Annotated in this window: 19 protein-coding genes; 8 read left to right on the top strand and 11 right to left on the bottom strand. The window is 68.9% G+C overall.

Annotated elements, in window-relative coordinates; all coding sequences use genetic code 11:
* Window positions 1-77: 77 nt before the first annotated feature.
* The 3 genes from catB to EV659_RS08895 all read right to left on the bottom strand — a co-directional run bounded on the left by catB (window position 78) and on the right by EV659_RS08895 (window position 2,503).
* Complete coding sequence (gene catB, locus EV659_RS08905; protein WP_132708530.1) at window positions 78-704, bottom strand: type B chloramphenicol O-acetyltransferase; 627 nt, start codon at window positions 702-704, stop codon at window positions 78-80.
* A gap of 198 nt (window positions 705-902) precedes the next feature.
* Window positions 903-1,718 carry an ABC transporter ATP-binding protein gene (locus EV659_RS08900; RefSeq protein ID WP_200287699.1) on the bottom strand — a complete coding sequence of 272 codons (816 nt, stop codon included), beginning with the start codon at window positions 1,716-1,718 and terminating at the stop codon, window positions 903-905.
* Window positions 1,715-2,503, bottom strand: a complete 789-nt coding sequence (locus EV659_RS08895) for an MlaE family ABC transporter permease (RefSeq protein ID WP_200287697.1) — start codon at window positions 2,501-2,503, stop codon at window positions 1,715-1,717. Before EV659_RS08895 ends, EV659_RS08900 begins: the two co-directional genes overlap by 4 nt.
* A 180-nt stretch (window positions 2,504-2,683) precedes the next feature.
* Between EV659_RS08895 and EV659_RS08890 the strand changes: the two genes are divergently transcribed.
* Window positions 2,684-3,016: a hypothetical protein gene (locus EV659_RS08890; RefSeq protein ID WP_132708529.1), complete on the top strand. Its 333-nt coding sequence runs from the start codon at window positions 2,684-2,686 to the stop codon at window positions 3,014-3,016.
* Between the two features lie 142 nt (window positions 3,017-3,158).
* Here the strand turns inward: EV659_RS08890 and EV659_RS08885 are convergent, their stop codons facing one another.
* The 4 genes from EV659_RS08885 to EV659_RS08870 all read right to left on the bottom strand — a co-directional run bounded on the left by EV659_RS08885 (window position 3,159) and on the right by EV659_RS08870 (window position 5,749).
* Window positions 3,159-3,575 (bottom strand): RidA family protein, encoded by a 417-nt coding sequence (locus EV659_RS08885; RefSeq protein ID WP_132708528.1) that lies wholly within the window; start codon window positions 3,573-3,575, stop codon window positions 3,159-3,161.
* On the bottom strand, window positions 3,572-4,546 hold the full coding sequence (locus tag EV659_RS08880) for a sterol desaturase family protein (protein WP_132708527.1): 975 nt from the start codon (window positions 4,544-4,546) through the stop codon (window positions 3,572-3,574). Before EV659_RS08880 ends, EV659_RS08885 begins: the two co-directional genes overlap by 4 nt.
* Before the next feature lie 111 nt (window positions 4,547-4,657).
* Window positions 4,658-5,188 (bottom strand): hypothetical protein, encoded by a 531-nt coding sequence (locus EV659_RS08875; RefSeq protein ID WP_132708526.1) that lies wholly within the window; start codon window positions 5,186-5,188, stop codon window positions 4,658-4,660.
* Between the two features lie 30 nt (window positions 5,189-5,218).
* On the bottom strand, window positions 5,219-5,749 hold the full coding sequence (locus EV659_RS08870) for a hypothetical protein (protein ID WP_132708525.1): 531 nt from the start codon (window positions 5,747-5,749) through the stop codon (window positions 5,219-5,221).
* Between the two features lie 281 nt (window positions 5,750-6,030).
* Between EV659_RS08870 and EV659_RS08865 the strand changes: the two genes are divergently transcribed.
* From EV659_RS08865 to EV659_RS08850, 4 genes are all read left to right on the top strand, one after another.
* The gene (locus EV659_RS08865; RefSeq protein ID WP_132708524.1) at window positions 6,031-8,502 is read left to right on the top strand and encodes a TonB-dependent receptor; all 2,472 of its coding nucleotides are present in this window, start codon (window positions 6,031-6,033) and stop codon (window positions 8,500-8,502) included.
* 40 nt (window positions 8,503-8,542) lie between these two features.
* Window positions 8,543-10,402 (top strand): alkaline phosphatase D family protein, encoded by a 1,860-nt coding sequence (locus tag EV659_RS08860; RefSeq protein ID WP_165878805.1) that lies wholly within the window; start codon window positions 8,543-8,545, stop codon window positions 10,400-10,402.
* 153 nt (window positions 10,403-10,555) lie between these two features.
* Window positions 10,556-11,185 (top strand): glycosyl transferase family 2, encoded by a 630-nt coding sequence (locus EV659_RS08855; protein WP_132708522.1) that lies wholly within the window; start codon window positions 10,556-10,558, stop codon window positions 11,183-11,185.
* Between the two features lie 129 nt (window positions 11,186-11,314).
* Entirely contained in the window at window positions 11,315-11,983 is a 669-nt protein-coding gene (locus EV659_RS08850; RefSeq protein ID WP_132708521.1) for a TIGR04282 family arsenosugar biosynthesis glycosyltransferase, read from the top strand.
* A gap of 105 nt (window positions 11,984-12,088) precedes the next feature.
* Here the strand turns inward: EV659_RS08850 and shc are convergent, their stop codons facing one another.
* Entirely contained in the window at window positions 12,089-14,152 is a 2,064-nt protein-coding gene (shc, locus tag EV659_RS08845) for a squalene--hopene cyclase (RefSeq protein WP_132708520.1), read from the bottom strand.
* Window positions 14,153-14,441: 289 nt separating this feature from the next.
* Between shc and EV659_RS08840 the strand changes: the two genes are divergently transcribed.
* Entirely contained in the window at window positions 14,442-15,500 is a 1,059-nt protein-coding gene (locus EV659_RS08840; RefSeq protein ID WP_165878804.1) for a glycerophosphodiester phosphodiesterase family protein, read from the top strand.
* A gap of 30 nt (window positions 15,501-15,530) precedes the next feature.
* Here EV659_RS08840 and recQ read toward each other — a convergent pair whose 3' ends face one another.
* Window positions 15,531-17,372 (bottom strand): DNA helicase RecQ, encoded by a 1,842-nt coding sequence (gene recQ, locus EV659_RS08835; protein WP_132708518.1) that lies wholly within the window; start codon window positions 17,370-17,372, stop codon window positions 15,531-15,533.
* Between the two features lie 286 nt (window positions 17,373-17,658).
* On the opposite strand from recQ, the gene EV659_RS08830 reads away from it, so the two are divergent.
* The gene (locus EV659_RS08830) at window positions 17,659-18,210 is read left to right on the top strand and encodes a cytochrome b (protein ID WP_132708517.1); all 552 of its coding nucleotides are present in this window, start codon (window positions 17,659-17,661) and stop codon (window positions 18,208-18,210) included.
* A gap of 60 nt (window positions 18,211-18,270) precedes the next feature.
* Here EV659_RS08830 and EV659_RS08825 read toward each other — a convergent pair whose 3' ends face one another.
* Both EV659_RS08825 and EV659_RS08820 read right to left on the bottom strand, forming a co-directional pair.
* Window positions 18,271-19,179, bottom strand: coding sequence for a DMT family transporter (locus EV659_RS08825; RefSeq protein ID WP_132708516.1), 909 nt, complete (start codon window positions 19,177-19,179; stop codon window positions 18,271-18,273).
* A 368-nt stretch (window positions 19,180-19,547) separates the two neighbouring features.
* Entirely contained in the window at window positions 19,548-20,741 is a 1,194-nt protein-coding gene (locus EV659_RS08820) for an acyl-CoA dehydrogenase family protein (RefSeq protein ID WP_132708515.1), read from the bottom strand.
* Between the two features lie 148 nt (window positions 20,742-20,889).
* Here EV659_RS08820 and EV659_RS08815 point away from each other — a divergent pair, with 148 nt between their 5' ends.
* The gene (locus tag EV659_RS08815; RefSeq protein WP_132708514.1) at window positions 20,890-22,338 is read left to right on the top strand and encodes an NAD-dependent succinate-semialdehyde dehydrogenase; all 1,449 of its coding nucleotides are present in this window, start codon (window positions 20,890-20,892) and stop codon (window positions 22,336-22,338) included.
* The last annotated feature ends 91 nt before the right edge of the window (window positions 22,339-22,429 follow it).

Here is a 22,429-nt window from a genome sequence, read left to right as displayed (position 1 = left end):
GCGGCGCTTTGGGTGACCGCCTTGTTTAACCATCTTTGGGTTGAAGAACGCCAAGGACCGAGCCGGCCGACGGGGTGCTATGTGGTTTGCTGCCAATGGCGGTAAAGGCCCGCCACATCGCCCGCGCACAATAGTGCCATGGCGGCCTGGATGCGGTCGAGCGGCCAATCCCACCATGCCATCTGGCGCAGCCGCGCGATCTCGTCGTCGGTGAAGCGCTGACGGATCACCCGCGCGGGGTTGCCGGCGACGACGGTATAGGGGGCCACGTCGGCGGTGACCACGGCGCGGCTGGCGACGATGGCGCCGTCGCCGATGCGCCGGCCGGGCAGGATCATGGCTTCGGTGCCGATCCAGACATCGTTGCCGACCACCGTGTCGCCGGCGCGCTCGAAGCCGTCGCGGGCGTGGGCGAAATCGCCGCCGCCGGCATAGAAGAACGGGAAGGTGCTGACCCAATCGGCGCGGTGGCCCTGATTGCCGGCCATGATGAAGGCGGCGCCGCTGCCGATGGAACAGAAGCTGCCGATGATCAGCCGGTCCACATCGTCGCGGTCGGGCGCCAGATAGCGCGCGCAGTCATCGAAGCCGTGGCCGTGATAATAGCCCGAATAATAGCTGTAGCGGCCGACCGAGATGTTCGGGTTGGTGACCTGTTGCGACAGCGGCACGCCGGCGAACGGGCTGTCGAAAACCTGGGGCATGATGGTGTCCTCGGGCGGTGGGCATGGGGGGCGGGGTGCCCGCATCGGCACAAGGCCGTGCGGCCCGTCATGGACGCTGGCCGCCGGAGCGCGGCCCGGGCCCGGGGGCGGCGTCCACGGGTCGGCGTCCACGGCTCGGCGGCGGTTGCCCGGTGTCGCGGCGCGCGCCGTGACGGCCGGCCCGCAAAGGGCGCCGCCTCAGCCCTTGAGCACTTCCATACGGATCGGCCCTTCGGCGCGGCCGTGGATGAACTGGTCCACATAGTCGTTGCCGCTCTGGTCGATCTGGGCTGCCGGTCCCGACCAGATGATGCGGCCGTGATAGATCATCGCCATGGTATGGGCGATCTTGCGCGCCGACGCCATGTCGTGGGTGATCGAAATGGTGGTGGCGCCCAGGTCGCGCACGCACTCGACGATCAGGTCGTTGATCACGTCGGCCATGATCGGGTCAAGCCCGGTGGTCGGCTCGTCGAAGAAGATGATCTCGGGCTCGGTGGCGATGGCGCGGGCCAGCCCGACGCGCTTCTGCATGCCGCCCGACAATTCGGCGGGAAAGAGCGCCCCCACATCGGCGGCGAGGCCGACGCGCGCCAGCTTGTCGATGGCGATGTCGCGCGCGTCGCGGCGCTTGACCCCGCGGCCCTGGATCAGCCCGAAGGCGACATTCTCCCACACCGGCAGGCTGTCGAACAGGGCCGCGCCCTGGAACAGCATGCCAAAGCGCTTGAGCATCGTTTTGCGCTCGCGCTCCGACATGGTGGTGACGTCCTGGCCGTCGACCCAGATATGGCCGGCGTCGGCGCGCAACAGCCCCAGGATGCATTTCAAGGTCACCGACTTGCCCGAGCCCGAGCCGCCGATGATCACCAGGCTCTGGCCCTCGCCGACCGCGACGCTCAGGCCGTCGAGCACGGTCTTGGCCCCGAAGCGCTTGGTCACGCCGTCGAGGCGGATCTTGGCCGCGGGGCCGGTGTCGGTGTCGGGGCGGGCTTTCGGTTGGGGCATGGTCATGTGCCGAACACCATCACGGTAATGATCAGGTTGGCGAGCAGGATCAGGATAAACGCCGAGACCACGGCATTGGTGGTCGCCCGGCCGACGCCCTGCGCGCCGCCGCGGCTGTGATAGCCGTGATAGCTGCCCATCATGGCGATGATCAGCCCGAACACCGCCGCCTTGACCAGCGACGAGATCACGTCCGAGGCTTCCAGATAGTCGACGGTGACCTGCAGATAGCTCGCCGCGTTGAAGCCGAGCCGCTGGGTTGCCACCACAAAGCCGCCGAACACGCCGATGGTGTTGGCGACGATGACCAGAAGCGGCAGGGTGACCACTGCGGCGATCAGGCGCGGGACGACCAGATACTTCATCGGGTCGGTGGACAGGGTGGTCAGCGCGTCGATCTGTTCGGTGACCCGCATGGTGCCCAATTCGGCGGCCATCGCCGACGACACCCGGCCGGCGACCATCAAGCCGCCGAGCACCGGGCCCAACTCGCGCACGATGGCGATCACATTGACGCTGGCGACCGCGCTTTCGGCGTTGAACCGGGTCGAGGCGATATAGACCTGCTGGGCCAGCGCCGAGCCGGTGAACAGCGCGGTCAGACCCACCACGGGCAGCGAGAAATAGCCGATCGACAGCATCTGCCGGCCGGTCAGGCCCAGATAGAGCGGCGGACGGACGATGTGGCTCAGCGCGCTGCCGGCAAAGCCGCTCAGCCGCCCGATGGCGGCGAAGGCGCTGATCGCATAGCGTCCGACGATGACCAGAAAGTCGTGCAAAAGGTGGATCAAGGCGGCGTCCTCGTCTGCTGCGACCGGCGCGCACCTTGGCCGCCGGGCGGCGTCCTTGCAAGCCAAAACACAGCCGGGCGATATCGCCGCAGGGGCGCGCAGGCCGGTGCACGGCGGGCGAAAGCGGTGGTCCGACGCGGCCGGCTCTGTTACACGCTGGTGGCAGCGAAAGGAGCGACCATGCTGCTGTATCCGTTGCTGTTGTTTTGGGCGCTGGGCATCGCGTTCACGATCTGGGCGACCCGCCGCGGCGGCGAGATGAGCGCCCTTGGGGTGTTCATCTTCACCGGCCTGATCGGCGGCGCGCTGATCGGCAATCTGGCCGGCGTGGCTGGCGTGGGCGCAGGTTTCGGGGGCGGCTTGGGCCTGTGGCTCGGCGCCGGCTTCGATTGGTGGCGCGCCCGCCAACGCCGCATCGATGCGCCAGGGTCTTCAGAGCCCAGCCCGGAGGCAAGCATAGGAGCGGGCGACCAGTCGTCTGCCCGTCAGGGGGGCGGAGGGCGCGCCCGCTGACCCAGGCGCTTGGCGCCGGAATGTTTGGTGCCAGAATGCCGGGTTCGGGAACGCTTGTGCAACGCCATGTCCGGGTCGCGGTTCGTGGTCAGCGGTCTCCGTCGGCCCCGTCTGAGCCCGGTTCTGTCTCCGGGCGGCGCTCTCAGGCCCGCTCGATGAACGCTTCGGCCTCGATCTCCACCAGCCAATCGGGCCGGGCGAGCGCCGCCACCCCGACCAACGTGGCGGCGGGTCGAATTCGGCCGAACACCTCGCCATGGGCGCGGGCGATCTCTTCCCATCGGCTCATGTCGGTGACCAGCAGGCGGGTGCGCACCACATCCTCCGCCCGCGCGTCGAGGGCGTGTAACGCCTCCACCAGGATCGTCAGACAACGCCGCGCCTGGCCGTAGCCGTCGCCCGGGCAGGCGGTGTTGCCTTGGGGGTCCAACGGGCCGGTGCCGGCGAGCCAGATATGCGGGCCGCGGCGGATGGCGCGTGAAAAGCCGATGATCGTTTCATAGGGCGAGCCCGAACTGGCCGTTCGCGGTATCTGCTGGTCGGGGGCGGTGGTGGTCATTCTGCGGCCTCCGGTTGGCGGGAGGTGGGCGATGCGGTGCCGTCGGCGACGGGCGCCTTGCGCGGCCCGCTCAGGGCCCGGCGATGCTGTGCCCATCGGGCCTTGAGCGTGTCGGTGGTCAGCCGCGACCCGTCGGGCGACCAGCCGGGCGGCCCGAAGGCATAGCCGCGCCGGTCGCGCCAGGAGCGCGCCGACACCAGGTCGCGGATCAACCCGATCCACTCGTGAAAGGCGACGATGAGGGGGTTAAAACTGGCCAGGTTGTGTACAATGCCGTACCGACACGGCTCCTCCCGGCGCTCGGGCACAAAGGTGCCGAACATGCGGTCCCAGACGATCAGCGTGCCGGCATAGTTGGCGTCCAGATAGTCGGGGTTGGTGGCGTGATGGACCCGGTGATGGCTCGGCGTGTTGAAGAACGCCTCGACCCAGCGCGGCAGGCGGTCGATCGCCTCGGTGTGGATCCAGAACTGATAGATCAGGTTGAGCCCGCCGACGAAGGCGATCAACACCGGGTCGAAGCCGATCAGGAACAGCGGCAGCTTGAACACCCAGGTGGCCGAGAAGAAGCCGGTCCAGGTCTGGCGCAGCGCGGTGGTCAGATTGTAGTGCTGCGAGCTGTGGTGGATCACATGGCTGGCCCAGAACCAGCGCACCCGGTGCGACAGCCGGTGGAACCAATAGTAGCGCAGGTCGTCGAGCACGAAGGCGATGACCAGCGCCCACCAGGTGCGCGGGATGTCGAGCAGGCGGAAATGCTGCCAGACGAAGGCGCCGACGGTGAAGATGGCGGCGGCGAACAGCGCGCCGGCGACGGTCGAGCCGAGCCCCATGGTCAGGCTGGTCAAACTGTCGCGGGGTTCGTGGCTGACCCGCCCGGTCAGCCGGCCATAGAGCATTTCCGCCAGGATCGACAGCACGAACACCGGGATCGCATAGTCGACCGGATTGGGCCATGGCGCCAATGTCATGCCTGTCTCCCTCCCCAGACTGTTCGGCCCGGCCGACTGTGTGGCCCGACGTCGCCGGCCACCCGCCGGTACCCTCCCGCGACCGCCCCAATGGTCCCCGCGCCGCGCGGCTCAGCGGGCCGGTCCGGCACCCGGGGGCGCGCCGCTGGCGCCCTTGTGCGGTCGGTCGGCTGCGGCCGCCGCCATTCTATCGAGGCGGTCGGCCCAACGGACCGCTTCGGCCCGGTCGTCGAGGACCAGCCTGTAGCGGGACCGCGACAGGTCGGCGATACGCAGATGGAGTGTAGGCGCACCCGAGCGCTCGCTCAAGGCGGTTGCCGGAGGGGCGGGCAGGGGGGCGGCGGTTGCAGAGCGGTCGGGCGAACGCAGGGCGTCGGCGGTGAGGCGCCGGGTGACCATCCGGTCGCCCAGCGTCTGTACCAGACCGAGCGCCGCCCCGCCATTGAGCCACAGAAGCGCCAGCCGGCCGGATCGGTCGACCACCACATCGTCGATCCGGTCGTCCCAATGGTCGCGGGCGTAGCGCGCGGCGGCCGCCTGGCCATCGTCAATCCGGGCGCCCTGCCAATGGCCGAGCGCCCAGTTCATCGCTACCAGTAAGGCGATGCCGAGCACGGAGCCGGCCAGCAACCAGGGGTCCATCGCCCTCTCGATCCCGTTTGGTCGACGAGATCAGAACACAGCATGAAGCGTGGCTTGAGACAAGTTCGGCGTGTCGTAGGCCAGGGTTTGCGTCGCCCCGTCATCGGACATGCCTGCCGACGGGCTGTCGTATACGGCGGCCACGAACATGCCCACATTGCGCCCGCTGTCGGTGCTGCGGCACGGCAGGATCAACACATCCTTGGCGCGGTCGGTGTTGGCGAAGGTGCCGGCGCTGCTTTGCGCGCATACCGGCCGACCTGAGAACAGCGACAGATAGAACGGGCGCAGGGCCTCGTCGCGCGCTTTCCCGGGGACCAGGTCTTCCCAGAACCGGCCGGCCGCCGCCGTGCCATGGGCGGCATCGACCCGCAGACCCGAGCGCTGCACCAGCAGCCGCTTGGCACGCGTCGGTCGTAGCGTGATGAACGCCAGATGCGGCAGCCAGCGTTGCAATTGCGGAAGACCGAAATCCTGTTGCGCAGGAAATCGAAAAAACGAGCACTGTTCGTGCCACAGGCACAGCAGGGCATCCTGCTCTGAGCAAAGGTTTTGAAGCATTTTTGTACACCACTCGGATAAGGAGGTCGCCTGACTGCGGCCCCCTAACAACAAGATTTTGATATAAACGCTGGGCAGCCGCAGGGCAAGCCTTTTTTGTGTTCATTGTGTACAATCTACGCGCGCCTTTCTCGGTTGGATTACCCGGTGATGCTGTCAACAAAAATTCATCGTTTCGACATGCGGGTGGGCGACCCGCGTGCGTAATCGGCACCGAACCAATCGGCGTGTACCGCGCCGCCCGACCCTCAACGATACCCATCTGTTCGGAGGACCGCCCGATGCGTTTGTCTGCTTGTCTTGTTCGCCATGCCGTTCTGTCGTCCACTGCGCTGTCGGCGCTGGCCCTTGTCGCGGCCCCGGTCGCCGCGCAGACGGCGCGCGACGATGCCCGGGTGATCGAAGAATTGGTGATCACCGCGCAGAAGCGGACGCAGTCGGCGCTCGACGTGCCGATCACCGTGTCGGCGTTCGACCAGGACGCGCTCGACACCCTGCGGATCTCCGAATTCGACCAGTTGTCCGACTTCACGCCGGGCTTGGTGGTGCAGGAGCAAAGCCCCAACAACCCGGCGTTCGTGATCCGCGGCATCACCTCGGACAGCGGCGACAGCCAGATCGCCCCGCGGGTGACCATTTACGAAAACGGCTTCGACGTCAGCCGCTCGCGCGGCTCGCAGTTCGAGCTCTATGACCTGGAGCGCATCGAGGTGGTCAAGGGACCGCAGGCGACCCTGTTCGGCACCGCCTCGCTGGTCGGCGCGGTCAGCGTGATCACCGCCAAGCCCGAACAGGAACTGGGCGCCAGCGCCGAACTCAGCTACGGCAACTATGATTTCGTCAAGGCGCGCGGCCACATCACCGGCGGCAATGACTGGGTGCAGGGGCGCCTGGCGGTGTCCTACCGGCGCCGCGACGGCTTCGTGGACAACATCGCCGGCACGTCCGACAGCCAGACGCCCGACGGCCCGGCGGTGCGCGACCTCAACGGGCTCGACATCTTCGCGATCCGCCCGTCGGTGCGGTTCACGCCCACCGACGACCTGACCGTCGACCTGGTGGCCAATTATCAGAAGGAAACGCCGCCGGCGACCGCGTTCAAGTCCGGCGTGCTGCGCCCGACCGGCGGCGACACCAGCCCGTTCAGCTTCGCCGAACTGGGCGGTAGCCCGTTCAGCCGCGAGGTGCTGGGCGACGAGCTGGGCCTCGACCGCGAGCGCTACACGCTCAACCTGACCGCCGACTGGCAAGTGTCGGACGCGATCTCGGTGTCGTCGGTCACCGGCTATCTGAACTTCGACAGCCTGGAGGTGTTCGACGCCGACGGTTCGCCGGCCTTCCTGCTGGAGTTCGGCGAGGACGCAACCGGCGAATCGGTCAGCCAGGAATTCCGCCTCAACTATGACGGCACGCTCGGCGGCAACCCCTTCGCCGGCTTCGTGGGCGTCAACTATTTCCACGAAAACGGCGAACAAGGCGTGCCGTTCAGCACCGACGAAAGCATCCTGGCGGCCTGCGTGACGCCGAACCCGAACAACAATCCAGCCCTCCTCGCCGACCCCGCGACCGCGAGCCAGTACGAGATCAACGCACTGCGCATCCAGCCCTTCTGTCAAAACGCCGACGCCTCGATCAACCGCATCGACTTCGTGCCGGGCAGCCCCAGCTTCGGCCTGCCGGTGCCGGTCAACAGCGGCGCCGGCGTCGCCGTGCCCTATGCCGCCTCGTTCACCAACACCGCCAATCTCGACACCTTCTCGGTGTTCCTCGACGGCTCCTACACCCTGTTCGACCGGTTGGAACTGACCGGCGGCATCCGCTATATCCACGAAAGCCGGCAGGGCGGCGCCTTCACCAACGTGCCCGATGCCAGCGTGGCGGCGCTGCAACCGCTTATCGGGGCCTTGTTCCCGATCGACACCGGCGGCGTCGAGGTCACCGACAAGCGTTCGTTCGACGCCGTGGTCGGCCGCTTCAACGCCCTCTATCGGTTCACCGACGACGTCAACGCCTATGTCACCATCGGCCGCGGCCGGCGCAGCCCGGTGGTCCAGGTGGACCCCACCCGCGACGCCCAGGGCCGGTTGATCGCCGCCACCCAGATTATCGACGACGAAATTCTGTGGAACTATGAAGGCGGCGTGAAGGCCGACCTGGCCGACGGTCGCGCGGTGATCGAAGCGGCGGTCTTCTATCAGGCCTATCAGGACTTCCAGACCACCATCAACACGCCCGACGGCTTCGAGACCGTGACCGCCGGCGACGCCAACAATATCGGCGTCGAAGGCGCGCTGTCGGGCCGGCTGACCGACTGGCTGAGCTATTTCTCCACCGTCGCCTATACCGAGGGCCAGATCGACGACGACGACGAGAACGGCATCTTCGCGGGCACCCGCTTCCGCCTGCAACCGCGCTGGACCGCCTCGGCCGGGGCGACCGTCGACCGGGTGGTGCTGGATCGCTGGCGGGTGTTCGGCACGCTGAGCTGGACGCACCGGTCGAGCGTGTTCTTCGAACAGGAAAACCGGCCGATCGCGGGCTTGCCCCTGTCGGAAGGGCCGGTCAATCTGGTCAACCTTCAGGCCGGTGTGGGCACCGCTGACGGCCGCTGGGAGGTGACCGGCTTTGCGTCGAACTTGAACAATGCCGAGTACATCATCGACGCGGGCAACACCGGCGGCACCTTCGGCACGCCCACCTTCATCCAGGGCGCGCCGCGCTTCTTCGGCATCGAACTGCGGGCCAATTACTGACCGCCGGACGGCGGATCGCTTCCGACCAAGGAGAACAATGATGAGCACAACCAAGGGCAAGGGCTGGACCCGGCGCGGGTTCGTGGGTGGCGTCGGCCTCGGCGCGGGCACGGTGGCGTTGACTGGCTGCATGGGGGCGGCGCCGGCGCGCTTCGACCATGGCGTCGCTTCGGGCGACCCGCTGGCCGACCGGGTGATCCTGTGGACCCGGGTGACCCCGCAAGACCCGCGTCCCGACCGGGTGCCGGTGCGCTGGCAGGTGGCGCTGGACCGCGATTTCGGCGCCCTGGTGGCCTCGGGCGAGATGACCACCGGGCCCGAACGCGACTTCACCGTCAAGGTGGACGCTCAGGGCCTCAAGCCCGGCACCACCTATTACTACCGGTTCCAGACCGGCGGCGTGGTCAGCCCCACCGGCACCACCAAGACGCTGCCCGGCGGCGGCGTCGAGGAAGTGGTGCTGGCGTTCGTGTCGTGCTCCAACTATCCGCAAGGCTATTTCCACGTCTATCGCGAACTGGCGCGGCGCGGCGACCTGGACGCGGTGTTGCACCTGGGCGATTATTTCTATGAGTATCCGGCCGGCGGCTATGCCGACCCCGCCATCGTCGCGGCCGGGCGCCAGGTGGTGCCGGCCCACGAGCTGGTGCAATTGGACGACTATCGCCAGCGCCACGCGCTGTACAAAAGCGACCCCGACGCCCAGGCGGTGCACGCGCGCTATCCGTTCATCGCCGTGTGGGACGACCACGAACTGGCCAACAACGCCCACTGGACCGGCGCGCAGAACCACCAGCCCGACAGCGAAGGCGGCTGGGCCGAGCGCCGGGCGGCAGCAGTGCAGGCCTATCGCGAATGGATGCCGATCCGCGACCCCGCCGACGGCGCCGACCCGGCGCGCACCTATCGCAGCTTCGACTTCGGCGGCCTGGCGACGCTGATCATGCTCGACACCCGGCTGATCGGCCGCGACCCGCAGCTCAGCCTGCGCACCGACATGGTCTATCAGAGCATGGTGTTCGATTTCTCGAACCCCGACGCGCCGCGCGCGGTGCCCGACCCGGACGAGGCCCGGCGCCTGTCCGACGCGGTCAAGCGCACGATCCCGGTGCCGTTCGAGACGACCGAGGACGGCCTGACGCCGATCACCGACTTCGCGCGCATCCAGGCGCTCGACCCGCAAAACCTGCCCCAAGGGGTGCAGTTCCTGCCCGACGCCGAGCGCTTCCGCACCGAGGTGCTGGGGCGGGCCGATCGCCACATGCTCGGCGCCGAGCAAGAGGCGTGGCTGCGCGAAGAACTGGCGCGGTCGCGGGGCGCCGGCCGGCCGTGGCAGGTGTTGGGCCAGCAGGTGCTGATGGGCCGCGTGGTGCCGCCCCCGATCGACCCCGACAGCGTCGACCTGCCCGCCGACAGCCCGGTGACCCGCGCCGACCTGGCGGTGATGAACCAATTGTCCGAGGCCGATCTGCCGCGCAACATGGACGCCTGGGACGGCTACCCCGCGGCGCGCGAGCGGGTCTATGACGCGATCCGGCAGACCGGCGCCAACGCCCTGGTGCTCGCCGGCGACACCCACAATGCCTGGGCGTTCAACCTGGCCGACGCCGAGGGCCAAGCGGTGGCGGTGGAGTTCGGCACCGCGTCGGTGTCGTCGCCGGGCATGGAAGCCTATCTGGGCCTGCCCCACGCCATGCTCGAACAGGCGCTGGTGTCGCGCAACGAGCAATTGGTCTATCTGGACGCCCACCGGCGCGGTTATGCGGTCTTGACCCTGCGCCCCGACATGGCCGAGACCCAGTTTCATTATGTCTCCACGGTCAAGGCGCAACGCTATGAAGCGATCGCCGGCCCGCGCTACCGCGTGCGGCCGGGCCAGCCGGTGCTGGCTGAAGCCTGAGGCGTGCCGCCTCCCGCCGCTCCCGCGCGGCGGGAGAGGGCAGCAAAGCCCCCCGCCCGGGCGGGCGAGGGGCCGGGCGGACGGGGCGGCGTCGGCGCGTGAGCAAGCGGGGGCAGCGGTCGTCGCGGCGACGGCGCGCCCCGGCTCCATGCCATGACCGCCCGGCCGCCCCATATCAGCGTCATCATCCCCGCGCGTGACGGCGAGGATCGCTTGGAGCGGCTGCTCGACGCGCTCGAACCCCATCGCGCCGCCGACATGGAGGTGATCGTGTCGGCCGGCCGCAACCGGGCCGACGCGCTCAACCGCGGGGCCGCCGACGCCCACGGCCGCCATCTGTGGTTTCTGCACGCCGACACCCGGCTCGGCTATGAGGCGCCCGACGCGCTGCGCCGCTCGATCCGCCGGTACCCGCTGGCGCTGCGCTATTTCGACCTGGCGTTCGACGACGACGGCCCGGCGCTGACCCGGCTCAACGCCTGGGGGGCCAATGCGCGGTCGCGGCTGCTGGGGCTGCCCTATGGCGACCAGGGGCTGAGCCTGCACCGGGCGCTGTTCGAGGTGGTCGGCGGTTTCCCCGAGGACGTGGCCTGCGGCGAGGATCACCTGTTCGTCTGGCGCGCGCGCGGCTTGGGCGTGCGGGTGCGGCCGGTCGGCGTGCGGCTGGTGACCAGCGCCCGGCGCTATGCCGACGAGGGATGGCTTGCCACCACCGCGCGCTTTCAATATCGCATGGTCGGTCAGGCGCTGCCCGCCTGGTGGCGCAACCGGCGCCGGCGCTGACCAAACCGCGCCGGGCCACGCCGGGCCTCGCTGGGTCTTGTCGGGTCTCGTCAGGTTTGGCCGGGTCTCGCCTGACTGGGCGCGCCGCCGTTCCGGGTGCGCCCTTCATCGCCGTCGTTCGGAGCTGCCATGGCCGGGGCCATCGCGATACTCGTCAAGACGCCCGGTCTGTCGCCGGTCAAGACCCGGCTTGCCGCCGATTTGGGCACCGACCGTGCCGAGGCGTTCTTTCGCCTGTCGGTCAAGGCGGTGCAGTCGGTGGTCGCTGAGTTTCTGGAGGTGCGCACCGACTGGCGCGCCTATTGGTATGTGGTCGAACGCAAGGGGCTCAAAGACCCCTTGTGGCAGGACTTCGAGACCCGGCCGTGCGGGCGCGGCGAGTTGGGTCTGCGCATGGCGCGCATCTACCATCATCTGTGCGCCGAGCACGGCCGGGCGGTGCTGTTGGGCGCCGACACGCCGCAACTCACCTCGGCCATGCTGCACGCCGTCTGGTTCGTCATGGAGGCGCGCGCGCGCCCGGTGATCGGCCCGGCCGAGGATGGCGGTTTCTATCTGTTCGGCGGCCGGATGGAGATGCCGGCCCCGGTGTGGACCGAAACCCGCTATTCGGTGCCGGAGACGCTGGCCGACCTGACCCGGCGTATGGGCGAGGCCGGCGTCGGCGCGCCGTTTCTGCTCAACCCCTTGTCGGACGTGGACACGCTGCGCGACCTGGTTTGGGCGGTGCGCCAGATGCCGCCCGACCCGACGCCCGAACAACAGGCGCTGATCGACTGGGTGCGGGCGCTCAAATAGCCTCGGGTCGCCCGGCCGCCGATGGCCCCCCGATAAACGTACGAAGCCGGACGCAGGAGGCGCCCGGCTTCGCAAGGTCTGAAAGGCGTCCGGTGACGCGCCCGGTCAGGCGGCGTCGGCCGCCGGCTCGTTGGGCGTCCGGCGCAGATAGTCCTTGGCCCGACCGAGCGCGGTCATCGGGAAATAGTGGCGATACATGTGATAGTTTATCATGAAGCCGCGGCTGAGCTCGGTGGACTGGTTGAGGTCGTCTTCGAGCTTGTCCTTCTTGAGGTCGATCAGCTTGCCGACGCCATAGCCCGGAAAGCCGGTGCCGGTGTACTGGTCTTCATGCCACGAGCCGTCCTGCTGGCTGTCGAGCAGATAGCCGACGCCGCGTTCGACCGCCTTGCGGTCCTGGCCGCGGCCGACGGCGAGCAGGCCCATCAGCCCCCAGGCGGTCTGCGACGCCGTCGCCTCGCCCTTGCCCGACAGCGACGGGTCCATATAGCTCGCGCAGGTCTCGCCCCAGCCGCCGTCGGCGTCTTGGGTGGCGGCCAGATAGTCGGCCGCCTTCAACACCCGCTCGTCGCGCATGTCGACGCCGATGCGCGCCAGGGCCGGCAACACCGCGCCGGTGCCATAGACATAGTTGACGCCCCAGCGGCCCCACCAGGAACCGTCGCTTTCCTGCTGGTCCCACAGGAATTTCAGCGCCCGCTGCACGGTCGGGTCGTCGGTGCCGTAGCCCGCCACCGCGAACGCTTCGAGGATATGGGCGGTGACGTCGACGCTCGGCGGGTCGAGCACCTCGCCGAAGTCGCAGAACGGGATCTTGGTCAGGAACGGGTCGTCATTGTCCTTGTCGAACGCGCCCCAGCCGCCGTTCGAGCACTGCATGGCGCGCAGCCAGGCGATCGCCCGGTCCACCGCCGCGCCGATGCCCCTGTCCTTGAACCGCGGGTGGTCGCGATAGGGCGCCAGCACCATGATCGCCACGGCGGTGTCGTCGGTGTCGGGATAGTGGGCGTTCTCCAACTCGAACGCCCAGCCGCCGGGCTCGACGCCCTTGATCTTGACGCTCCAGTCGCCGGCGGTGCGCACCTCCCGGGACATCAGCCAGTCGACCGCCTTTTCGACCCGGTCGATCTGGGCCTCGTCCTGGCCGGTCTCCTGGAAGGCCTGCAGGGTCAGCAGCGTGTCCCACACCGGCGACACGGTGGCCTGGACGATGACCCCGCCGTCGCGCTCGAATGCCCAGCGCGGGTCATCGAGCGCGTCGAGGCCCTTGCGCATCACCGGGTGGTCGGGGCCATAGCCCTCGGCGTGCAGGGCGATCAGGCCGTAAATCCACGGCGGCTGGATGCCGCCCCAGACGCCGTCGGCGTCCTGGTGGTCGATGATCCAGTCGATGACCCGGCGGATCGCGGTCTCCCGGCGTAAGCCCAGCCCCATGTCCTGCAACTTGTGCAGCATGCGGTCGGTGCCCAGGAAGAACCGCTCCCACGAGACCACCGGCGGATTGCGCTTGTAGCCGAAGTCGTACTTTTCGCGGCCCTCGGGGAACAACTCGTCCAGCCGCCGGTCGGCGGGCAACGGCCGTGCAAAGCGCCGGGCACTCAGCACGGTCAAGGGCATCATGGTCGCGCGTGCCCAGGAGGCGAAGTTATAAATCGAAAAGCGCGACAGGAACGGGATGCCCTCATGGGGGATAAAGACCACCTCGGGCGTCAGGTTGGGCGTGTTGCGCCACGGCCATTCGCCGATCAGCGCCAGCCAGTAGCGGGTGAACACGCGGATATCGCGCAGGCCACCGCGCGCCTCGATCCAGTGGCGGGCGCGTACCAGGCGCGCGTCGTCGGCGGCCAGCCCGGCGGTGCGCAGCGCGGCATAGCATTCCACCGTGGTGTTGATGTCGCCGGCCGGCGCCTGGTGGTAAATCTCCCAACTGCCGTCGTCGCGCTGGCGGTCCAGCAGCCCCTTGACCAGCCCGGGCATGATCGGGTGGTCGTCCTGGTTCAAAACCCACAGCGCCAGCACCCATTGCGCTTCCATGCATGCATTGGTGTCGACCCGCGCCATCCAATAGCCCTCAGGCGTCTGGCGTGCCGCCGACCAGTCGACGGCCCGATCGATGGCGCTGTCGATCCGTGCGTGGAGACCGGAAACGGGGACCGTGCCTTCAGGCATTGCACACACTCCAATCAAGGGGGAAAAAGGCGTCTGGCGCGACGTCGGACGGATCGTTTCAACAGACGGTCATAATCCGACGGGCCATGACTTGAACCGCTCCCCTAACCGAAGATTGCCGCCTTGTATAGCGGTCTCGGAGTTTAGAGCCCTTGTTTTCAGCCGTTTTCGCACTGTCACAGGGTCTTCGCTTGCGGCTCGCAGGGCAGCGCGGCACCCTAGCAGAAGGAAAAAAAGTCGCAACTCCAGGCTGTTTGTCTTGGTCTGCGGCGGATTGGAGGCGACGACGATGGGCAAGCTTGGATACTGGCTCGGGGGGCTCGGGCTGTGGGCTGCGGGTATGATGGTGATGGCACAGGATTATGAAGGTTCGGGCGGGTCTTGGCCGTATCCGACCCTGACCGGGGCGGCGCCGCTGGTGATCGCCCATCGCGGCGCCAGCGGCTATCTGCCCGAACACACGCTGGAGGCGTATGCGCTGGCCATCGAGCTCGGCGCCGACTTTATCGAGCCCGACCTGGTGATGACCCGCGACGGCCATCTGGTGGTCCGCCACGACAGCTATCTCTCGACCACCACCGACGTGGCCGACCGGCCCGAGTTCGCCGACCGGCGCACCACGCGCGGCGACCGCACCGACTGGTTCGTCGACGATTTCAGCCTCGCCGAGATCAAGACGCTCAGGGCGCGCCAGGCGTTTCCCGGCCGTGCGCGCGACCATGACGACCGCTACGAGATCCCCAGCTTCGCCGAGGTGCTGCGCCTGGCCGCCGGCGAGAGCGCGCGGCGCGGCCGCCCGGTGGGCGTCTACCCCGAGACCAAGCATCCCGGCCACTTCGCCGCGCGCGGGCTCGACATGGCGCAGCCGCTGCTCGACGCCTTGGCGACCCTGGAGGCGCTGCCCGGTCGGGTGCCGGTGTTCATCCAGTCGTTCGAACCCGAGATCCTCGACCGGCTCAAGGCGGCGAGCGACTGGCCGTTGATCGTGCTGGTCTATCCGGTGACCGGCGCCGACGGCACGGTCCGGCCCAGTGTGTCGCTTGAGCGGGCGGCGGCGGTGGCTGACGGCGTCGGCCCGGCCGAGGCGCTGCTGGTCGACGCCACTGGTGCCGACACGGGCTTCGTGGCGCGCGCCCACGCGGCGGGGCTGGCGGTGCACCCGTGGACCCATCGCCTGGACCAGGTGCCGCCATGGGCCGCCGACGGCCGCGTCGCATTGCGCCGGCTCTATGCCCTGGGCATCGACGGCATTTTCTCCGACTTCACCGATGCCGCGGTCACCTTGCGCGCGCTCGACGCCGGCGCGTGGGCGCCGCCGGCCGCCGCCGCCCGCGCCGCCCAGCCCTGACGCCAGGCCTCGCCCCGACGCCCGGCAACGTCAGGCGCCTGCGCGGATCACCGCCAGGAAGGTCGCGCCGAACTCGGCCTGCTTCTTCGGTCCGACGCCGCTGACCAGCGCCAGGTCGTCGAGGGTCTGGGGCTTGCGCCGGCACATGTCGGCGAGCGTGGCGTCGGGGAAGATCACGAATGCCGGCACCGACCGCTCGGCGGCCAACTCCTTGCGCTTGGCCTTGAGCGCCTTGAGAAGCTCGGCCTCGGCGGGGTCGAGCGCGGCCTCGTCGGCGGCCGGGCGGGGCGCGTCGCGCCGGCGCTTGGGCGGCGTCAGTTGCCGCGACGAAAAGGTCTCCTGGCCGCGCAGCACCGCCCAGCCCGCCGGGGTGACGCTCAGGCCGCCGAAGCGCGCCACGTCCTGGTGCGCCAGCCCGCCCGAGATCAGTTGCCGCGCGAACGCCGTCCACGCCGATTTGGGCAGGTGGCTGCCGACGCCATAGGTGGGCAATTGGTCGTGGCCGCTGTCGCGCATCTTCTGGGTCTCGGCGCCGGTGACGATGTCGATCAGATGGCTGGCGCCATAGCGTTCGCCGGTGCGCACCATGGCCGACAGCAGCATCTGCGCCTCGCGCGTGGCATCCACCAGACGCGGCGGGTCCAGGCACAGGTCGCAATGGCCGCAGCGCGCCGGCGCGGTGGCGGCCTCGGGGTCGTCGCCGTCGAGGCTCTGGCCGAAATAGGCCAACAGGGTCGAGCGCCGGCAGCGCGTCGCCTCGGCATAGGCGACCAGGGCGTCGAGGCGCTGGTGTTCGCGGCGGATATGGTCGTCGTCGCCGCCGCCCTCTTCGATGAACCGGCGGCGCTGGGCGATGTCGCCGGGCGAGAACAGCATCATCGCCTCGGCCGGCGCCCCGTCGCGCCCGGCCCGGCCGATCTCCTGATAATAGGCTTCCATGCTGCTCGGCAGGTTGAGGTGGAACACATAGCGGATGTCCGCCTTGTCGATGCCCATGCCGAAGGCGATGGTCGCGGCCATGATCAGGCCCGGCTCGGCCATGAAACGTTCCTGGGCCGCCCGGCGTTCGTCGGCCGCCATGCCGGCGTGATAGGCGAGGGCTGGGATGCCGGCGCGGTTGAGTGCTTCGGCCACCGCCTCGGTCTGCTTGCGCGACAGGCAGTAGACGATACCCGACCGGCCGGGCCGGGCGCGCACATAGTCGAACAACTGGTCGAAGCCGGGGCGCTTGGGTTCGGCGGCGAGGAAGATGTTCGGCCGGTCGAAGCCGTGGACGATCACCTCGCCCTGGCCGGCGAACAGCTTGGCGGCGATGTCGTCGCGGGTGGCGGCGTCGGCGGTGGCGGTGAAGGCGGCCAGGGTGGCGCGTGGGAACAGCTCCTTGAGCCGCGAGAGCTGTTCATAGTCGGGGCGGAACTGCGCGCCCCATTTGGAGATGCAGTGCGCCTCGTCGACCACGAACATGGCCGGGTCGAGCGGCCGCAGCGCGTCGAGCATGCGCGCGCTCATCAGCTTTTCCGGCGACAGATAGATCAGCTTGATGCGCCCGGCGCGCACGTCGCGCCAGGCGTCGGCATTGTCCTGCCAGGCGCGCCCGGAATGGATCGCCGCCACCGGCACCCCGGCGGCTTCGAGCCCGGCCGACTGGTCGTCCATCAAGGCGGTCAGCGGCGACACCACCACGGTCGGGCGGTCCGCCATCAGCGCCGGGATCTGATAACAGAGCGACTTGCCCGCGCCGGTGGGCATGACACACAGGCAATGGGTGCCGGCGATGAGCCGCGCGATGATCTCATCCTGGCCGGGCCTGAAGGCGGGATAGCCGAACACCGACTTGAGCACGTCGAGCGCGGCAGGCGGAGCGACGGGCACGCGACACCTCGTTCGTAGAAGGGGAGTGGATGGCCGGAGCGCGCGCCATCGGGTCGGCCGGCCATGGTGGTCGACCCGGTGGCACGGACGCTCTCGGGACCGGGGCCCCAAGAGCCCTTTTCGGCCGATCCGGGCGCCGTGCGCGGACCCCGGTCGGTCGATGAGAGCTCTAGGAAATTGGTCGCATCCTGCCCCCGTGCGACCGCGGAATCAATTGCTTCGCGGCCGCTGGAGCGATACATAGCTTGCTGTCACCGATCACTGACGCGACACGAGGATATTAAGAATGAAACGTAATAACGTGACCACCTACGATCTGGTTTCCCGGGTCAACCACTGGATCACCGCCGTGGCGATCATCGCGCTGCTGGGCGTCGGCATGGTGCTCGGCAATGTGGAGCTGGACAATTCGGTCAAGTTTCCGCTGATCGGCATGCACAAGGCGATCGGCACGCTGGTGCTGTTGTTCGTGCTGTGGCGGGTGTTCTGGCGCATTCGCCAGGGCTTTCCCGCCCCGGTGCCCGGCACCACGCCGGCCCAGGCCAAGCTCGGCCATGCCATTCACTGGGTGCTGCTGGCCGGCATGGTGGTGATCCCGGCCTCGGGCATCTTGATGTCGGTGTCGGCGGGCTATCCGGTCGACGTGTTCGGCCTGTTCACCATCCCCGCCATGGCCGAAAAGGCGCCGGCGCTGCACGAAGCGACCGAGACCGCGCACTTCGCCGTCAGCCTGCTGGTGATCGCGGCGCTGGTGCTGCACGTGGGCGCGGCGCTCAAGCACCACTTCGTCGAGCGCGACGCGACCCTGACCCGCATGGTCTCGGGCAAGGCCGACTGACGCCCGCCGGGCCTCTCGCTCACGCCGGGCCGCCTTGGCCCGGCCCGGCCGGTCACCGGCTCAACCGCCCCCGCGCGTCCGGCGCGCGGGGTGCACGACCAGGAAATAGAGCCCCACGACGACCAATCCCGCGCCGGGCACGAAGGTGGCCGGCAGCGCCTCGCCCAACACCAGGAACGCCACCAGGGCGGCGACCAGGGGGACCGGCAGGTTGGTCAGTGGCAGGCTCACCGGCGACACCCGCTGCGACAACAGCGCCAGCGCCACCGTCGGCACCAGCGTCGCCACCACCGACAATCCCAACAGCCACACCAGCGTGGTCGGCCGCTCGGCGCTGATCGCGGCCAGTTCGCCCGGCGCCAGGGCCACCAGGCCGAGCAGGCTCGCCCCAAACAGCGAATAGATCACCAAGGTCACGTCGCCGGCGGCGCCGCCGGGCAGGGTCAGGCGCCGGCTGAGAAAGCCGTAGCCGGCCAGGCCCGCAGCGGAGGCGAGCGCGGCGGCGAGCCCGGCGGGCGTGGTCGCCGGGCCGGTGGCGGGCGGCGCTGCCAGGTCGGGGCTGACGGTGACGGCGAGGCCGGCGAGGCACAGGGCCATGCCCAGATAGTGCCAGCGCCCGGGCGCGTGGCCCAACATGGCGCCGTAGAGCGTGCCGAACACCGGCGCGGTGGCCAGGATCAGCGACACCACGGCCACCGGCGCCTGTTGGAACGCCACGGCGGCGAAATAGTAATAACAGGCCAGCAGCACGCCGGGCCCGGCATAGGTCCAACTGCGCCGGTCGACGCGCACCAGCCGCCGCGCCGGCGACAGGCCGATCACCAGGGCGAACAGCGCGAAGCTGATCAGCGACCGGGTGGCGAACAGGTTGGCGGGCGACACCGGCGCGGCGAGCTTGATGAACACGCCCGTGAAGCCCAGGCCGAGGATGATCGTCAGGACCAGAAGCGGTCGCATGCGGTCGGTCATGGCAGGATCCGGCGGGAAGGAGACGGGAAGGAGCAACTGGCCGGCAGACCTAAGCGCCCCGCTGCCGCCTCACAAGGGCCATGGCACAGGCCGCGCATGGTCCGCTTGTTCCGGCCGCCGATGCCGGCCCGGTGGCCACCGCCATGCCGGCGCTTCAAGCCCCGTTCGCCGCCCACGCGGTCGTGGCGAGCGCCAGCGAAACGCCTGGCGGCCGACAGCCGACCGCCCCCGCCGCCGCCCACACGGGCACCCGCAGGGACGACCGCCAGCGGCGATCAGGTCGCGTCGCTGGCGGTCGCGATGACGGCGGCGGTGAACCCTCCGGCACGGCGCGACGGGTATGGTGAGCCGCGCCCGGGGTTGCGCCTTTAGAACCCCAACTGGTTGGCGGCCAGGTCGCGCATGATCTCTTCGGCGCCGCCGCCGATCGCCATCACGCGGACCTCGCGATAGATGCGCTCCACCTTGGCGCCGCGCAGATAGCCCGCGCCGCCGAAGATCTGCACCGCCTCGCGTGCGCAATGCTCCAGCGTTTCGGTGGCCTGGTTTTTCAATAACGCGATGTCGGCGGCCGGCTGGCGGCCCTCGCCCATGGCCCAGGCGGTACGCTCGATATAGGCCTGGGTGGCGCGGATGCGCTGGGCCATGGTCGCCAGCTTGTGGCGGATCGCCTGGCGGGTGATCAGCGCCCGGCCGAAGGTGTGGCGTTGGCGGGCATAGTTGACCGCTTCTTCCAGGCACACCAGCGCGAAGCCGTTGCACAACGCCGCCAGCGACAGACGTTCGCCGTTGAAATTGACCATGGCGGCATGGAAGCCCTGGTTCTCCTTGCCCACCAGCCGCTCGACCGGCACCCGGACATCGTCGAAATAGAGCGTCGCGGTGTCCGAACACCACCAGCCCATCTTTTTCAACGCCGTGCGGGCGAGCCCCGGTGCGTCGCCGTCGACCAGCAACAGCGAGATGCCGCCGGCGCCCTCGCCGCCGGTGCGCACCGCCACGGTCAGATAATCGGCGCGCATGCCCGACGAGATGAACGTCTTCTCGCCGTTGATCACATAGTCGTCGCCGTCGCGCCGCGCGGTGGTGCGCAGATTGGCCACGTCGGAGCCGCCGCCGGGCTCGGTGACCGCGAGGGCGGCGATCTTGTCGCCGGCGAGCACCTGCGGCACCACCGTCCGGCGCACCGCATCGCGGGCGAAATGGGCCACCGGCGGCATCGAAATGCCGCTGGAGAACAGGCTCGCCGGCACACCGCCCGAGCCGGCACGTGCCACCTCTTGTTGCAGGATCAGGGCGAAGAACGGATCGGCCTCGACGCCGCCGAGTTCCTCGGGGTAGCCGAGCGCGAGCAGGCCCATCTGCCCGGCCTTCTTGTACAATTCACGCGGGAACGCGCCGGCTTCGTCCCAGGCGTCCACATGGGGGCTGATCTCGGCCTCGACGAAGCGCCGGACCGACTCCCGAAAGGCGCGATGCTCGTCGGTGTACCAGGGCCCATCGAGCAGAGGGGCGAAGGCGTCATAGTCGGGCTGGGCGCTCTGGCGGCGGGGATCGTCCATGGGGCTTCTGGCTCCGGTCACGAGGGATAGGACGCTAAGTGACTTGCACACAGGGCGTTCCGGCCTCATGTCTGCGGGGATTGCCGTGCCCGGCGATGCCAAGCATCCCCGGCGCATGGAAACCCGCCAAGAAAGGGACCAGAAGCGGATGAAGTTGTCCAATCAAAGCTTATTCCAGCAAAAAGCATACATCAACGGGCAGTGGACCGATGCCGACGACGGCGCCACCTTCGACGTGGTCAACCCGGCCACCGGCGCCGTGTTGGGCCGGGTGCCGCGCATGGGGGCGGCGGAGACCGACCGCGCCATCCAGGCGGCCAAGGGCGCGCAGGCCGGCTGGGCCGCCAAGACCGCCAAGGAGCGCGCCGACATCTTGATGCGCTGGCACGACCTGATGGTCGAGGCGACCGAAGACCTGGCGCAGATGATGACCGCCGAACAGGGCAAGCCGCTGCGCGAGGCGCGCGGCGAGGTGGCTTATGCCGCCAGTTTCCTGCGCTGGTTCGCCGAAGAGGCGCGGCGCGTCTACGGCCAGACGATCCCGGGCCACCAGGCCGATAAGCGGCTGATGGTGATCAAGCAGCCGGTGGGCGTGGTCGCGGCGATCACGCCGTGGAACTTCCCCGCCGCCATGCTGACCCGCAAGGCCGGCCCGGCGCTCGCCGCCGGCTGTGCCATGGTCGCCAAGCCGGCCGAGGACACGCCGTTCACCGCGCTGGCGCTGGCCCAGTTGGCCGAGGCCGCGGGCGTGCCGGCGGGGGTGTTCAACGTGGTCACCGGCGAGCCCGAGACGATCGGCGCCACGCTCACCCACAGCGGCGACGTGCGCAAGCTGACCTTCACCGGCTCGACCCAGGTGGGCCGCTTGCTGATGCGCCAGTCGGCCGACACGGTGAAAAAGATCAGCCTGGAGTTGGGCGGCAACGCGCCGTTCCTGGTCTTCGACGACGCCGATGTGGACGCCGCGGTCGACGGCGCCATCGCCAGCAAGTTCCGCAATGCCGGCCAGACCTGCGTGTGCGCCAACCGGGTCCTGGTGCAGGATCGCATCTACGACCAGTTCGTCGAGAAGTTGGCCGCCAAGGCGGGCGCGCTGCGCGTCGGCCCCGGCACCGAGGACGCCACCGACATCGGCCCGCTGATCAACCAGGCGGCCCTGGAAAAGGTCCAGAGCCACCTGCACGACGCCACCGCCAAGGGCGCCGAGATGGTGGCCGGTCGCGGCCATGACGGCCTGGAGGGCACCTATTTCGCCCCCACCGTGCTGGCCGGGGCCACCCGGGAGATGCAGTTCTTCCGCGAGGAGACCTTCGGGCCCCTGGCGCCGGTGGTGCGCTTCAGCGACGATATGGAAGGCGTCGCCCTGGCCAATGACACCGAGTTCGGTCTGGCGAGCTATGCCTTTGTGCGCGATCTGGGCCGAGTCTATCGCATCGCCGAGGCATTGGAGAGCGGTATCGTCGGTATCAATACCGGCCTGTTCTCCACCGAGGTGGCGCCGTTTGGCGGCATCAAACAGTCCGGTCTGGGCCGCGAAGGCGCCCATCAGGGCATCGAGGAGTATCTGGAGGAGAAGTATATCTGCTTGCAGATCTAGGCCATAAACTCATAAACGGGATTCCTTTGTCGTCAGTTTTGTGATTCACGTTTTTCCTCATTGCAGAGGAGGAACGATGAGCCGGCGCCGC

It is taken from the genome of Rhodothalassium salexigens DSM 2132, from assembly GCF_004341375.1.
In the GTDB taxonomy this organism is placed as follows: Bacteria; Pseudomonadota; Alphaproteobacteria; order Sphingomonadales; family Rhodothalassiaceae; genus Rhodothalassium; species Rhodothalassium salexigens.
The sequence above is the reverse complement of the archived record's forward strand: the minus strand, read 5'-3'. Positions and strand labels throughout refer to the sequence as shown.